16 protein-coding genes and 2 tRNA genes are annotated in these 12383 nt (G+C 61.4%); 4 read left to right on the forward strand and 14 right to left on the reverse strand.

Annotation, left to right across the window (positions count from 1 at the left end; translation table 11 throughout):
- Positions 1-65 precede the first annotated feature (65 nt).
- The 6 genes from MesoLj_RS26515 to MesoLj_RS26540 all read right to left on the reverse strand — a co-directional run bounded on the left by MesoLj_RS26515 (position 66) and on the right by MesoLj_RS26540 (position 4218).
- Positions 66-1085 carry a glycosyltransferase family 4 protein gene (locus tag MesoLj_RS26515; RefSeq protein ID WP_244735170.1) on the reverse strand — a complete coding sequence of 340 codons (1020 nt, stop codon included), beginning with the start codon at positions 1083-1085 and terminating at the stop codon, positions 66-68.
- Positions 1086-1242: 157 nt separating this feature from the next.
- Complete coding sequence (locus MesoLj_RS26520) at positions 1243-2031, reverse strand: GGDEF domain-containing protein (RefSeq protein WP_140768278.1); 789 nt, start codon at positions 2029-2031, stop codon at positions 1243-1245.
- Positions 2032-2207: 176 nt separating this feature from the next.
- Positions 2208-2429, reverse strand: a complete 222-nt coding sequence (locus tag MesoLj_RS26525; RefSeq protein WP_140768280.1) for a hypothetical protein — start codon at positions 2427-2429, stop codon at positions 2208-2210.
- A 593-nt stretch (positions 2430-3022) separates the two neighbouring features.
- Positions 3023-3214 (reverse strand): hypothetical protein, encoded by a 192-nt coding sequence (locus tag MesoLj_RS26530; RefSeq protein ID WP_140768282.1) that lies wholly within the window; start codon positions 3212-3214, stop codon positions 3023-3025.
- A gap of 575 nt (positions 3215-3789) precedes the next feature.
- Positions 3790-3866: transfer RNA gene (locus tag MesoLj_RS26535), tRNA-Arg, on the reverse strand.
- A 46-nt stretch (positions 3867-3912) separates the two neighbouring features.
- On the reverse strand, positions 3913-4218 hold the full coding sequence (locus tag MesoLj_RS26540; RefSeq protein WP_015318428.1) for an ETC complex I subunit: 306 nt from the start codon (positions 4216-4218) through the stop codon (positions 3913-3915).
- 124 nt (positions 4219-4342) lie between these two features.
- On the opposite strand from MesoLj_RS26540, the gene MesoLj_RS26545 reads away from it, so the two are divergent.
- Positions 4343-4419 (forward strand) — tRNA-Pro (locus MesoLj_RS26545).
- A 482-nt stretch (positions 4420-4901) separates the two neighbouring features.
- Here MesoLj_RS26545 and hdaA read toward each other — a convergent pair.
- From hdaA to MesoLj_RS26560, 3 genes are read right to left on the reverse strand one after another with little or no spacing between them, the layout of a single operon-like run.
- Positions 4902-5606, reverse strand: a complete 705-nt coding sequence (gene hdaA / locus MesoLj_RS26550) for a DnaA regulatory inactivator HdaA (RefSeq protein ID WP_202323110.1) — start codon at positions 5604-5606, stop codon at positions 4902-4904.
- A gap of 1 nt (position 5607) precedes the next feature.
- A complete protein-coding gene (locus MesoLj_RS26555) occupies positions 5608-6810 on the reverse strand; it encodes an AI-2E family transporter (RefSeq protein ID WP_202323111.1) in 1203 nt (400 codons plus the stop codon).
- Positions 6782-7339, reverse strand: a complete 558-nt coding sequence (locus tag MesoLj_RS26560; RefSeq protein ID WP_202323112.1) for a CDP-alcohol phosphatidyltransferase family protein — start codon at positions 7337-7339, stop codon at positions 6782-6784. Before MesoLj_RS26560 ends, MesoLj_RS26555 begins: the two co-directional genes overlap by 29 nt.
- Before the next feature lie 209 nt (positions 7340-7548).
- On the opposite strand from MesoLj_RS26560, the gene purM reads away from it, so the two are divergent.
- From purM to MesoLj_RS26575, 3 genes are read left to right on the forward strand one after another with little or no spacing between them, the layout of a single operon-like run.
- Entirely contained in the window at positions 7549-8658 is a 1110-nt protein-coding gene (gene purM, locus MesoLj_RS26565; RefSeq protein WP_065004974.1) for a phosphoribosylformylglycinamidine cyclo-ligase, read from the forward strand.
- Positions 8655-9362, forward strand: coding sequence for a phosphoribosylglycinamide formyltransferase (gene purN, locus MesoLj_RS26570; protein ID WP_202323113.1), 708 nt, complete (start codon positions 8655-8657; stop codon positions 9360-9362). The genes purM and purN overlap by 4 nt, the downstream gene beginning before the upstream one ends.
- Positions 9363-9377: 15 nt before the next feature.
- Positions 9378-9887: a SixA phosphatase family protein gene (locus MesoLj_RS26575; RefSeq protein WP_202323114.1), complete on the forward strand. Its 510-nt coding sequence runs from the start codon at positions 9378-9380 to the stop codon at positions 9885-9887.
- Positions 9888-9960: 73 nt separating this feature from the next.
- On the opposite strand, the gene MesoLj_RS26580 is transcribed toward MesoLj_RS26575, so the two are convergent.
- From MesoLj_RS26580 to MesoLj_RS26600, 5 genes are all read right to left on the reverse strand, one after another.
- A complete protein-coding gene (locus MesoLj_RS26580; RefSeq protein ID WP_202323115.1) occupies positions 9961-10359 on the reverse strand; it encodes a GFA family protein in 399 nt (132 codons plus the stop codon).
- Positions 10360-10736: 377 nt separating this feature from the next.
- Positions 10737-10976: a DUF680 domain-containing protein gene (locus tag MesoLj_RS26585; protein WP_202323116.1), complete on the reverse strand. Its 240-nt coding sequence runs from the start codon at positions 10974-10976 to the stop codon at positions 10737-10739.
- 219 nt (positions 10977-11195) lie between these two features.
- Complete coding sequence (locus MesoLj_RS26590; protein WP_140768295.1) at positions 11196-11429, reverse strand: DUF680 domain-containing protein; 234 nt, start codon at positions 11427-11429, stop codon at positions 11196-11198.
- Between the two features lie 440 nt (positions 11430-11869).
- The gene (locus tag MesoLj_RS26595) at positions 11870-12097 is read right to left on the reverse strand and encodes a DUF680 domain-containing protein (RefSeq protein WP_202323117.1); all 228 of its coding nucleotides are present in this window, start codon (positions 12095-12097) and stop codon (positions 11870-11872) included.
- Between the two features lie 47 nt (positions 12098-12144).
- Complete coding sequence (locus tag MesoLj_RS26600; protein ID WP_202323118.1) at positions 12145-12348, reverse strand: DUF680 domain-containing protein; 204 nt, start codon at positions 12346-12348, stop codon at positions 12145-12147.
- Between the last annotated feature and the right edge of the window lie 35 nt (positions 12349-12383).

The following is a 12383-nucleotide window of genomic DNA, read 5'->3' on the forward strand; positions in this document are numbered from 1 at the left end:
TCAACTTTGGCGATGTCGAGATTGATGACAAACGGAGTGGGCAGCTGTCGTTGCGGGCGGTATCGCTAACGTCGGTAGAAATCCAGTCGCTGTTGCAATGCCTGCGGCGAAAACAGCCGCTCGACAGTCTGCCGCGCTTTGTGGCCCACACCAGCCCTCAGCGCCGGATCGGCCTTGAGCTCGGCCAGGATTTGCGCCGCCTGTTGCGTCGTCTCGAAGAGAAAACCGTTCTCGCCATGGATGATATGGTCGGCATAGCCGCCATGCGAATGGCAGACCACGGGCAAACCGCAAGCCATCGCCTCGAATACCACGCGGCCGAAGGTCTCCACATGCGAGCCGGTGCGGTAGTAGAAGACGTCGAGCGTCGGCAAGAACTGTTCGGCGGCAAGCTGGCCTTGCGGCAGGAGTTCCAGCTGCGGATGTGGCGTGAGCTTGTCCTTGAGCGGCGTCCCGCCCTGGATCCGCACCGCAACGCCATCGGCCAGCAATGCCTCATAAAGCGCCGCATCGTCGGCATGATGCTTGTCCGCCGTGTCGCGGCTCAGACGCCCGACCGTGAACGGTCGATCCGACCTTGCCGGCCATGGCGAGAAACGCTCGATATCGATCGGCGACGGATGCACGACGCCTTCGACCTGCAGCATGCGCTTCTGAAAATCGGAGATCAGCACCAGTTCGGCGTCGGGCCAGCCCAGCAGGCGCGGCATGCCGCTCGTCAGCGCGATGATTTTTGGGTGGAAGGTGTTGAAGACATAGATCAGCCGGCGTGGCCGCCGGATCAGGTAAGGCCAGATCTTGTTGCGCCAATGCGCGCCGAGGAAGACGTAGGTGCCGCCGTCCGGCACGTCGCGCTTTGCCGGCGAGACGCGGTGAATCGGAAATTGCCGCATCAGTTCGTCGGACACGCGCGAAGAGGTTGCCCAAAGACGCACCTGCTGGTCGGCGCTCAACAGCCGGTACAGGTCGAGGGTTTCGCGCTCGCTGCCGCCAAACGGGTTTTGAAAACTGTTGAAGAGATGGATCATGATCGCCGCGCTTGCCTGGCCTTGCCCGGGGCCATCCCGCCACTCGTTCGCCGGCACCGAAAGGTCGTGACTGCACCAGCGGGCCGGAAGACCGAGGAGATCAAGAAAGCAGAAATGTCTCTGGCGATGCCCAATACATCACCTTAGCCGGAGGAAGCACACCGACAGGAAGGCGTCAAGGAAACGGCCGCCTTCACGCGTTGCAAGGCTGCCTTCAATGCACCGTGGCGACGCTGGGCTGAGATACCAGGGCGGCTTCCGCCGGGTCGAAGCTGACCTGGTCGCGTCCATTCGACTTGGCGGCATAGAGCCGTCGGTCGGCGGCCGAGAATATCGCCTCGTAGGTGGTCGGGCCACTGAAGCTGGTGCCACCGATAGAGACGGAAAGCGGACAGGCGCGGCCGCCGGGCGAAAAGTCCATCTCGCGGATCCGCCGGCGGATGCCTTCGGCAACCAGCCAGGATTGCGAGGGGTCGACACCGGGAAGAAACACGCCAAACTCCTCGCCGCCGATGCGGCCGACGATATCACTGCCGCGCAATTGCCCCTTGATTGCCTGCGCGATCAGCTTGAGCGCCTGGTCGCCGCAGTCATGACCGAGGCGGTCGTTGATCGACTTGAAGTGGTCGGCATCGATGATCAGCAGCGCGCCGGAACGGGCATGCTCCTGCTTGCGGGTCTCCTCGAGATAGGCCTCGACCAGCATCGAGAAGGCGCCGCGGTTCAGCACCGCCGTAAGACTGTCGGTCGCGGCGATGACGCTGAGTTCGCGTTGGGCTATGGCCAGTTGGCGGATCTTCCACATGAGAAGAAACAGAAACGAGCCGCCCAGCACCAGGGGAAGAAGCAGGTCCGTAAGTTGCGCGCGCCAGACAGCCTCGGGCGAGAGATAGGGGAAATTGAACGAATCAACAAAAAACGCCACGGCAATGAAGAATGCCGTGCCGGCCGCGGTGACAGCGATCACCCTGCCCCAGCTGGTCGGCGACAGGTCGAGCTTCATCCCATTCCACTCCGTTAGCCGCCTCTACTATGACGTGCCAACGCAAACAAAATGATAAGACTTTCCCTTCAATTCGAGATCAGTGAGCCGGAGCACGCCCGCCAATCGGTGGTCGTGCTCCGGCGGTGAAAGCAGTTCGGTGCTTAAATTTCGCGCGATGCGGGAGTTCCCGAACGTCAACGGCCGGGCGCCGGTCGACTCGCCTCCACAACGAAGGATGCGGCGATCAAGTCGTCGGCATCCAGTCGTAGCGAGCCGTCGCCTGCTCCCATGATGGCGGCGACCTTGTGGAAGGTCTTCATCTCATAGTCGGAAATTTCGGCATCCTGCATTCTGGCCTTGAGTTCAGCGATACGCCGCCCCAAGGCAGGGGACGTTCCAATTTCTCGTTTCGACATGGCCTGGCTTCTCCTCCCCCAACCCGCACTTGTTTTGCCCCGCCCATTCGCTGGCCCCCACATTGCCCTTTTATGAGGTTCCGCGAATACAAGGCCCCGAACGCCTCATGGGGCCTAAGGTTCCAATCTCGGCGGATCACGAAATAATTCCGGATCGCCCGTCGAGCTTTGCGCACCATCAACAGCCATCTGGATGCTGTCTCGTTCTGGATCAGCCAAGTTGGCATCGCAATTGCGTGGCCGGATCAGCAGGGGCGAACAATGCACCCGGCATGATCCCTGGGCGGGCGACCTGCCGCCGAGAAAGGCGCGACGGGTTTCGTGAGATGTTCCGAAGCCGCCGGTTTTTAAGGTAAGTCCATGGCCGACAACAAACCGTCTCCCCCATCCGTAGAAATCTCCCGATCCCTGGGCGAGTGGTTTGTCCGCATCGTAAGAACGAACCGCAACACGTATTCCAGAGCCTTCGAACGGGAGGCCGATGCAGTCGCTTTCGCTGAGGATCAGCGTGCGCGTCTGACATTGCAAAATCCCACGAGCATCTAGTCGTGCGGAACCGGTACCTTGGCGCAGTGAACGATGCGAGATCCTGTTTAGCGCTTTGCCCTTCTGGACTGGCTCGGGGTCAGGAATCCACCCATTATCAGGTCTAAGGCGTCGAGTGCCTCTTCATCCAGCAAGTTTGTCAAGGCCACTCCACCCACGAGCACAACCTCGTCGTTGTCTATGTCGTAGACCTCCCAGAGCCCATCCTTGACCCTTCGAATTGCGTGCCGACGCTGCATAAGGGTGTCCTAATAGTCGAGTCTCGGAAACTCCTGCAAGAAAATCGGTCCGGGTGCCCGGATTAACGGTGGAAAACTATGATCCAAACCCAACTAGCGGGTTTGGCCATGCCTTACCAGCGGACCCGTTCCTCCAAGTTCCATTGCGAAACGAAAAACCGGAAAGGTGGCAGACTTTATGCGAAAGCTGTTTGCGTGTTTTAGCAAAGCAGCCATCACGGGCGCGGAAGCAAACGCCGGGACACCAGGGGCCGGATCGTCCGAACGGCCGTGGGAGCGGGGAACTGCACACGCGCGTTAACATTCGTTAACATCTCTAATTTAGCATCCGCTCATCATGCGTTTCTCCATTCTACTCTTTTGCTGGTTGGCATTCTTCGGTTGGGACTTCGCCGCTCACGAAGGTCAGTTCACCATCGGGCTCGGAACACGAATCGTGCGTTTGTTTCAGTAGCCGGCCGTTGGCCGGAGTTCGATCTCGACATCGAACGCCCTCCAAAGACATACCAGCCGGTTGATCTGGAGACGGTTCGACAGGCAGATTCTGCTCGCAGATCGGGTATCTTTGAAATTGTTGGCGATCCCGACAGGATTCGAACCTGTGACCATCGGCTTAGAAGGCCGGTGCTCTATCCAGCTGAGCTACGGGACCGCTGGCCGGCCAAAAAGGGCCGGCTGGATATGGCGCTGGCCGCCGTTCAATGCGTCCAGGGCGTCCTGCGGTCATAGCGGAAATTTTCCGCATAGGAAATCTGGCGGCGCTTGGTCTCTTTCGGCTCCTCGACACGGAAGGCAAGCCCTTCCTTTTCGGCGTAAGCCACGGCTTCTTCCCGCGTGTCGAAGGTGAGCCTGATCTGGCTTCTCATATCTCCAGAGGTCGTATAGCCCATCAGGGGATCGATCTTCTTGCGCATCTCGGGATCGAATTCCAGCACCCAGTGGCCGGTCTTGGCCTTACCGGACTGCATCGCGGTTTTGGCTGGGCTGAAAATGCGCGCGGACATGGCCACCTCATTGTTGTGCAAGGCAGCATCGCCGCCCTTTGCCCGTCATTACTGCGCAATGCGCATGGCGGCAAGGTTTTTGCACTTGCCATGCAGCACCGAAATGAATAGGCAACAGACCGTTCGGAGTGTAGCGCAGGCTGGTAGCGCATCTGGTTTGGGACCAGAGGGTCGGGAGTTCGAATCTCTCCACTCCGACCATCCCTTAAAAAAACGCAGTACCGATAGCCATTGGCGTGATCGCATGGTCATTTTTGGCCGCTTCCGGCCTTGCGGCGATGCCACGGTGGGCCGCGACGATCAGGGCCTCGGCGGCCTTTCTTGCCGGACATCGCCCAGCCGCGCCGCCGCATGGCCGTGGCGGATCAGAATGGTCGCGGCCGCCGCACGGGTGATCGCTCGATACGTTTGAAGGTAAGCTCGCCGGGCGAGAACCCCAACAACCTCATTCCCGGCGAGCCTACAACCTGATTTGGAACGCAATCAGGACCGGGGTCAGCCGGCAACCTAGCGCTGCAAGATGGATGCCAGCTGTTATTTCCCAAAATGGGACACGCTTCGCGTTTGCCGACCGTCTGAACACCGAGTCACCCGGAGCGCGTTGCACCAAAAACATCGATGCGGCCCGCTCCATGTCCTGTTTGTGCATGTCGTGTCCCAAGGGCACGTCTGGGCGACATGCGTCAAATCTCGAACGCGCCCTGCCCTTCGTCCATGGCGCTGACCGCTTCGGCCGCCAGCGCCCGCGTGATCGGCGTCTTGCGCTCGAGCGCGGTGCGGTCCAGCCGCTCCACCACGCGCATGGCGGTCGCCAGCGAGCGTTCGATGCGCCGCACCAGATACTGCACGACATGCGGCTCGACCTCGACCTGGCGGTCGGCGAACAGCTTGGTTATGACGCCGGCGAGCAGGAGATCATCGGGCTCGTGGATTTCGACCGTCGCCGCCGCTTTCAGCCGCGAGGCGAGATCAGGCAGGGAAACACCCCAGGCCGACGGAAAACGGCGCGCCGTCAACAGCAGCGTCGAGCCGGCGCCACGCACCGCATTGATCAGATGGAACAGGCCTTGTTCGTCGATCGCGCCTGTGTCGACATCGTCGATCAGCACCGGCCGGGCGCCAAGGTTTGCAATGCTGTCGCCAATGCGTGCGGCATTCACGGCCACCGCGTTGGCACGCGCGCACCAGATGGCAGCCAGATGCGTCTTGCCGGAGCCGGCGGGACCTGCCAGCACCACCACCGGCGCCGGCCAGTCCGGCCAACGGTCGACCAGCGCCGCCGCCTGGTTGTTGGTGCCGGAGACGACAAGTTCGTCGCGCGTATACCCGGTGCCGTGGCCGAGATCGAGCGGCAGCTGGCGCGGCGGATCGGTTCGCTGAGCAGTCACTTCAGCGACGCGGCTGCGTGCGGTGGCCGCCGCCGCGATCTGCCGGCAATGGCGGCAAGGGCTCGGTCGCGCGGCCCTTGTAGAGCGGCGATTCGAGATAGCGGGCGATGGCAAAGCGCACCAGGACCGCGACGGCCGCGGAAGCCGGAACGGCAATCAGCAGGCCGACAAAGCCGAACAGCGCGCCGAAGGCGAACAGCGCGAACATCAGCCATACCGGATGCAGGCCGACGCTTTTGCCGACCAGCCTGGGCTGCAGGATGTTGCCTTCGATGAACTGGCCGATGAAGAAGACCACAGCGACGGCGACGATCATCGTCCAATCCGGCCAGAACTGGACGAAGGCGACGCCGACGGCCAGCACCAGCCCGGTCAGCGAGCCGACATAGGGGATGAAGGAGATCAACCCGGCGAACAGGCCGATGAGGATCGCAAAATTCAGCCCGGTCAGCGTCAGGCCAGTGGCGTACATGGCGCCCAGCACCAGACAGAGCGTGCCCTGGCCGCGCACGAAGCCGGCGGTCGCTGTGTTGATGTCACGCGCGATGGCGCGCACGGTCGCGACGTTGTCACGCGGCACCCAGCTGTCGATGACCGCCACCATGCGGTCCCAGTCGAGCAGCATGTAGAAGGCAACGACCGGCGTCACCACGAACAGGCTGACCACCGAGACCAGTGCCATGCCGGAACTCCACAGCGAAGTGAATACGGTGGTGATCAGGCCGAAGCCCGAGGTCAGCAGCGAATTCAGTCCGTCACGCAAGCCATTGGCATTGACGCCGAATCTCTGCTCCAGCCATTTCGGATCAAAGGAGGTGATCAGGCTCTGCAGCCGGGTGAGATATTCCGGCAGCTTGCCGGCGAAATCGGCCATCTGCGTCGCCAGCACCGGAATGAGGATGACGAAGGCCAGTACCAGCACGATGAGGAAAGTGATGAGGATGACCACCGTCGCCATGAAGCGGGACAGGCCGAGCCGCTGCAACCGGTCGGCGACCGGGTCGAGGAAATAGGCAAGCACCATGCCGGCGACGAAAGGCAACAGGATGGCGCTGAAGACATAGAGGAAAAGCGCCAGGATCGCCGCGCCGGCCAGCCAGAAGAAGATCTGGCGGCGGAACGCGGAGGACGCGGCAATTTCGGCAGCCGCAGCCTCGATCACTGCCGCTTCTTTCTCAGATGTCCTGATTGGAGCTTTCGCCATAGCCGCTCATATGCCTCAGCCAAGCCACGAGATAGGCTGCGGCCGAAGCCACGGTCAAGACCCCGGACAGCAATATGAGGCCCTGCCTCAAAGGGTCGAGGCGCATGGCAAAGGCGAGTTCGCCCAGCACTACCGCCGCCAGCACGATCTGGATGGCTGTATTGGCCTTCGATACCAGAAACGGCTTTATCTCGACGGGATGAGCCATTACCGTGGACAACAGGATCGCGCAGACGATCAGCGCATCGCGCGATACCATGGTGACGACCAGCCACAGCGGCAACTGCCCGGTGAAGCCCATGACGACGAACACCGAAACCAGAAGCAGCTTGTCGGCCATCGGGTCGAGATAGGCACCAAGCCTGGACTGCTGGTTGAAACGGCGTGCGATAAAGCCATCGACACCATCCGACACGCCGGCAATGACGAAGCCGGCAAAGGCCCAGTCCCAGCGCGCCTGCAGCATGGCCAGCACCACGGCAGGCACCAGGACAAGGCGCAGGATGCTGATCAGGTTGGGGATGGTCAACGTATTGTCCCGCCATATTCTCTTTCGGGATAGATGAGGGAGACGGAAGGGCGACACAAGGGAGAAGCAGTCCGTTCCAAGCGCGAGCGCCATGCGGGATGCCAGGCTATCCACGTTTTTGTCAGGCCAAATGGCGCTCGGTTCGGCCGTTATCCTTGCGGACCGAAACCGTTCATGCGAAGAGCCCGCAAACGAGCAGGAAAATTGTGATGAGCAAGCGCGAAACTGGCCAGCACAAAACGGGCCAGTCCAAAACGAGCAAGCGCAGGAACGGGCTCACCTATGCCGAGGCCGGCGTCGATATCGATGCCGGCAATCTCATGGTCGAGAAGATCAAGCCGCTGGTGCGCGCCACGCGCCGGCCGGGCGCCGATGGCGAGATCGGCGGTTTCGGCGGCCTGTTCGACCTCAAGGCCGCCGGTTTCACCGATCCGGTGCTGGTCGCCGCCAATGACGGCGTCGGTACCAAGCTCAAGATCGCCATCGATGCCGGCAAGCACGACACGATCGGCATCGACCTCGTCGCCATGTGCGTCAACGATATCGTGGTGCAGGGCGCCGAACCGCTGTTCTTCCTCGACTATTTCGCCACCGGCAAGCTCGACCCCGACCAGGGTGCGGCGATCGTCGGCGGCATCGCCGAAGGTTGCCGTCAGGCCGGCTGCGCTCTGATCGGCGGCGAGACGGCGGAAATGCCAGGCATGTATCACGGCAAGGATTATGACCTCGCCGGCTTTGCCGTGGGCGCGGCCGAACGTGGCCAGCTTTTGCCCACGGACGACATTGTCGAAGGCGACGTGCTGCTCGGCCTCGCCTCCTCCGGCCTGCATTCGAACGGTTTCTCGCTGGTGCGCCGCATCGTCGCCGCCAGCGGCCTGGCGTGGAGCGATCCGGCGCCATTCAACGACGAGGCGACGCTGGCCGAAGCGCTGCTCGAACCGACCCGCATCTATGTCAAATCGATCCTCAAGGCCATCCGCAACACGCATGGCATCAAGGCGCTGGCCCACATTACCGGCGGTGGCTTTCCGGAAAACATTCCGCGCGTGCTGCCCAAGGATTTTTCGGCCGAGCTCGATCTCGAAGCGATCGACGTCCCGCCGGTGTTCTCGTGGCTGGCCAAGACCGGCGGCGTGGCGCCGGAAGAGATGATGCGCACCTTCAATTGCGGCGTCGGCATGATCCTGGCGGTCGCGTCCGGCCAGGCGGCACAGGTCGCCGCCGTGCTGCAGGAAGCCGGCGAGACAGTGACACCGATCGGCCGCATCGTGCCGCGCCGCGATGCCGGCGTCATCTATCGGGGCTCGATCGGCCTATGAGCAGAAAACGCACAGTTGTCCTGATATCAGGGCGCGGCTCCAACATGACCGCGCTGATCGCCGCTGCCAGCGACCCGGCCTTCCCGGCCGAGATCGTCGGCGTCATCTCCGACAAGGCGGACGCCGCCGGCCTCGGCATCGCCAAGGCGCGCGGCATCGCCACGCAAGTCATTGCCCGCGCCGACCATGGCAGCAAGCAGGCGCATGACGCGGCGATCGACGCGGCGCTTAACGCCTTCAATGCCGAGATCGTGGCGCTGGCCGGCTACATGCGCATCCTCACATCAGGCTTCGTCCAGAAATGGCAAGGCCGCATGATCAACATCCACCCTGCCCTGCTGCCGGCGTTCAAGGGCCTGGACACCCATGCGCGCGCGCTGGCCGCCGGCCTGCGCATCCATGGCTGCACCGTGCACTTCGTCACATCCGAGATGGATGACGGGCCGATCATCGCGCAGGCGGCCGTGCCGGTGATGGTTGGCGACAATGCGGATACGCTGGCCGCCCGGGTGCTGAAGGCCGAGCACCGGCTTTATCCGCTGGCCCTTGGGCTGGTCGCCGAGGGCAAGGCGCGCATGGAGGGCGGGCGCACGGTGCTTGCCCACTTTGCCGATGACGCCGACAACGGCACCTCGGTGGTGATGGCGCCCGACCCGCTGCGCGAGGAAGCCGACCTGGAACATCTGGCGCGGATCACGCCCTGAGCCGAGAGTGCGGCGATGAGACAACTTCTTCTCCTGCGCCATGCCAAGTCGAGTTGGGACGATCCTGATCTCGACGACTTCGATCGGCCACTCGCCGAGCGCGGATTGAAGGCGGCCAAATTGATGGGGCGCGAGCTTGCAGCGCGCGACTGGCTGCCGGACCAGGTGCTGGTGTCGTCGGCGCTGCGCACCCGCGACACCTGGCGGCTGGTCGCCGCGGAGTTGCCCGCGCATCCACGGGTCGCGTTTGCCCAGCCACTCTATGAAGCTTCGGCTGCTGATATTCTGGACCAGATCCACAAGGCCGACCGGTCGAGCGGCTGCCTCATGGTGGTTGGCCACAATCCTGGACTGGAGAGCCTGGCAAAACAGCTCGCCGGTCCGGGCTCGGAGGCCAAGGCGCACAAGAGGTTCGAGGAAAAGTTCCCCACGGCAGCCCTCGCGCGCTTTGTCTTCGACGGCGAGTGGTCCGCCCTGGTCTCCGCGCGGCTGACGCATTGCCTGCGCCCGAAGGATTTGGGCTAGAAGGCCACGGCCTATCAGGCGTTCGCAAAATCGCCGCCGTCAGATTGTGGTCGAGGTTTTACCAGTCCGCAGCTTAGTTTTTCGTGTAGTCAGGCCCAAAGCGTGTCGGCAGGCCGTCGGCGAGTTTCAACCAGGGGAGCTTCTCCTCAAAAGCGACATGCAGCGTGGGTGCAAATTTTTCCGGCTCCTCCATCGCCGCGGCAAAAAAATGCATAACACCGGACATGTTCTTTGAGCGAAAGGACAGCGGTGAGCCACATTCATCGCAAAATGTTCTTTCCACACCGGGAGAAGAGTTGAATACTTTCGGCGCCTTGCCTAGCCATCGCCATTGGCTGTCCAAGACACCTATGTAGGTGGTCATCGGCGCGGAACATTGCCGCCGACAACTTTCACAATGACAGACCACGCATGCTTGTGCCGAGCCATCGACTTCAAATGCAATGACGCCACATAAGCAATGACCACGCATGCAAATCCTCCTTGAGCCAACTGACCTGACCGACAATTTTGTACCGGGCGTAGTGATAGAGCCGCCATGAGATACGCCGAACTGGCGCTCAGTTGCGACATTCGGTGTTGATGATTGTTGTCGCCTGCGCGAGGATTTTCTTCCAAGCGGCATTCACTACCGCCTTGGCGGCAATATTTAACTTGTTCGTAGAGTTTCTTCGACCGGCCGCCAGCGCCAAAGCCTGTCATACACCGATGAAAGTGCCGGCGGCGCCTTCTTGTCGAGCATGGCCTTGGCGGCCATCGGATTGTCGTTTCGCGTTTATGAGTCCGCAGCCTGGATATCCAGTGCTGGGGAGACGGCGGACCAAGCCCGCCGTACGCCCGCTCGAAATCTCAGTTCCCCCAGATTCCCTGGCCGGGTTCCGGCCAGTCGGTGGCGGTCTTCATCTTGGCGTCGGCTGCCTTGTGCCCGGCCATATCCGTGTTCTTGACCGCGCCGGTGACGGCATGATCGACGCCGGCAATCGAAGCAACCGGCTGGTTGGCATTGCCGGAGCCAAAGTGGTCGCTGCCGGCAAAAGCGCCGCCGGTCGCAAAGAGAAGAGCGAGGGCAGCGAAAGCAATCTTGTTCATTTCAATCTCCTGTTCATCCGTTGGGCGGCGTCTTGGGAGGACGGTTCCGCTGGGGATAAGACCCGGGGCCACCCGGTTTTATTCCTGGAGGTGGACGCTTTTTCTGCCGGATGCGCAGATTGGCCAAACCGATGCCACCTGCCCTGTCGCACAAAAAACAAGAGCGGCGGGCCAGGCCCACCGCTCTTTGTTATTATCGAAGCCTGCTTGAGCGTCGGCTCAGTTGCCCCAGATACCCTGGCCGGATTCCGGCTGGTTTGAATCGGGCGTCAGCTTGAAGCCGTGATGCTCGACCGGCTTGCGGATCGAAGCCGTGTGGCTGTGGTCGATATTGCCGGCAGGCGCCGTGATGGCCGGCTGGTTGACGTTGTCCGAATTATAGTGGTCGCTGCCGGCAAAGGCGGTGCCCGTGGCAACGAGGATGGCGGCGGCAGTAAGTGCGATCTTGGTCATTTTCTTTACTCCAGTATTTCCAGTTCTGTCCGTCTAGTGGCGTGCCCTTGGGAGGAATTTCGCGTCGCTCGGACAGGCTGGAAGTGGTTTTTTCATTCGCCGACTTCCAATCACGAAGATGTTCCATCACACACCGGATCGAGACGTCCGACCTCGGCCAAATGGCAGAACACCAGAAATTTTATTGAACAATATCATATTGTTATAGGAAATCGCCCAATGCATGGCACGGCGATTTGCTGAATCAGCAGTCCCCATCCGCTCACGGCTCGTCAACATAAGTTGAACCGACCGGTTCGATTTCGATCAACCCCCATGTGAACCGCTGGAGCCCTGCCTTCCCCATAACCCGATCGGCATTGGCACTTATACCCATGCACATAAAACAAGAGCGGCGGGCCAAGCCCACCGCTCTTTGTCGTCTACCGTGGTTTGAAGGATTAACGGCCCCAGATGCCCTGGCCCGACTGAGCCGGCACGTTGGCATTGGCGTCGCCCTGTACCTTTACGGACTTGGCGATCGAACCGGTATGCGTGTTGTCGACGTTGGAGACCGACTGGTTGGCAACCGGCTGGTTGACATTGTTGGAACCATAATTGTCGCTGCCGGCAAAAGCGGTGCCCGTGGCAACAAGGATGGCGGCGGCGGTAAGAGCGATCTTGGTCATTTTAAGTACTCCTGAATTGAAGGTCGGATTGAAATCGACAGTCGCGATTAGCGGCCGAACAGGTTGCGGTCAGCGCCCTGCGGAGCCTGGGTCTGGACGGTTGCGGTCGACTTCGAGATCGAAGCGGTGACCGAATGGTCGACAGCGGCGGCGGGCTGATTGACGTTGGCCGAGTTAAAGTTGTCGCTGCCGGCGAAAGCGGCGCCCGTGGCAACGAGGATGGCGGCTGCGGTAAGAGCGATCTTGGTCATTTTCTTTACTCCAGTATTTATCTGTCCTGTCCGTC

Origin of the sequence: Mesorhizobium sp. 113-3-9 (assembly GCF_016756515.1) — a bacterium.
GTDB lineage: Bacteria > Pseudomonadota > Alphaproteobacteria > Rhizobiales > Rhizobiaceae > Mesorhizobium.

What these genes read in the sequence shown, in the direction of transcription:
- MesoLj_RS26520 (WP_140768278.1), bottom strand. Translation starts at nt 2,031, where the DNA reads ATGAAGCTCGACCTGTCGCCGACCAGCTGGGGCAGGGTGATCGCTGTC.
- MesoLj_RS26525 (WP_140768280.1), bottom strand. Translation starts at nt 2,429, where the DNA reads ATGTCGAAACGAGAAATTGGAACGTCCCCTGCCTTGGGGCGGCGTATC.
- MesoLj_RS26530 (WP_140768282.1), bottom strand. Translation starts at nt 3,214, where the DNA reads ATGCAGCGTCGGCACGCAATTCGAAGGGTCAAGGATGGGCTCTGGGAG.
- MesoLj_RS26540 (WP_015318428.1), bottom strand. Translation starts at nt 4,218, where the DNA reads ATGTCCGCGCGCATTTTCAGCCCAGCCAAAACCGCGATGCAGTCCGGT.
- MesoLj_RS26555 (WP_202323111.1), bottom strand. Translation starts at nt 6,810, where the DNA reads ATGGCGAAAGCTCCAATCAGGACATCTGAGAAAGAAGCGGCAGTGATC.
- purM (WP_065004974.1), top strand. Translation starts at nt 7,549, where the DNA reads ATGAGCAAGCGCGAAACTGGCCAGCACAAAACGGGCCAGTCCAAAACG.
- purN (WP_202323113.1), top strand. Translation starts at nt 8,655, where the DNA reads ATGAGCAGAAAACGCACAGTTGTCCTGATATCAGGGCGCGGCTCCAAC.
- MesoLj_RS26575 (WP_202323114.1), top strand. Translation starts at nt 9,378, where the DNA reads ATGAGACAACTTCTTCTCCTGCGCCATGCCAAGTCGAGTTGGGACGAT.
- MesoLj_RS26580 (WP_202323115.1), bottom strand. Translation starts at nt 10,359, where the DNA reads ATGCGTGGTCATTGCTTATGTGGCGTCATTGCATTTGAAGTCGATGGC.
- MesoLj_RS26585 (WP_202323116.1), bottom strand. Translation starts at nt 10,976, where the DNA reads ATGAACAAGATTGCTTTCGCTGCCCTCGCTCTTCTCTTTGCGACCGGC.
- MesoLj_RS26590 (WP_140768295.1), bottom strand. Translation starts at nt 11,429, where the DNA reads ATGACCAAGATCGCACTTACTGCCGCCGCCATCCTCGTTGCCACGGGC.
- MesoLj_RS26595 (WP_202323117.1), bottom strand. Translation starts at nt 12,097, where the DNA reads ATGACCAAGATCGCTCTTACCGCCGCCGCCATCCTTGTTGCCACGGGC.
- MesoLj_RS26600 (WP_202323118.1), bottom strand. Translation starts at nt 12,348, where the DNA reads ATGACCAAGATCGCTCTTACCGCAGCCGCCATCCTCGTTGCCACGGGC.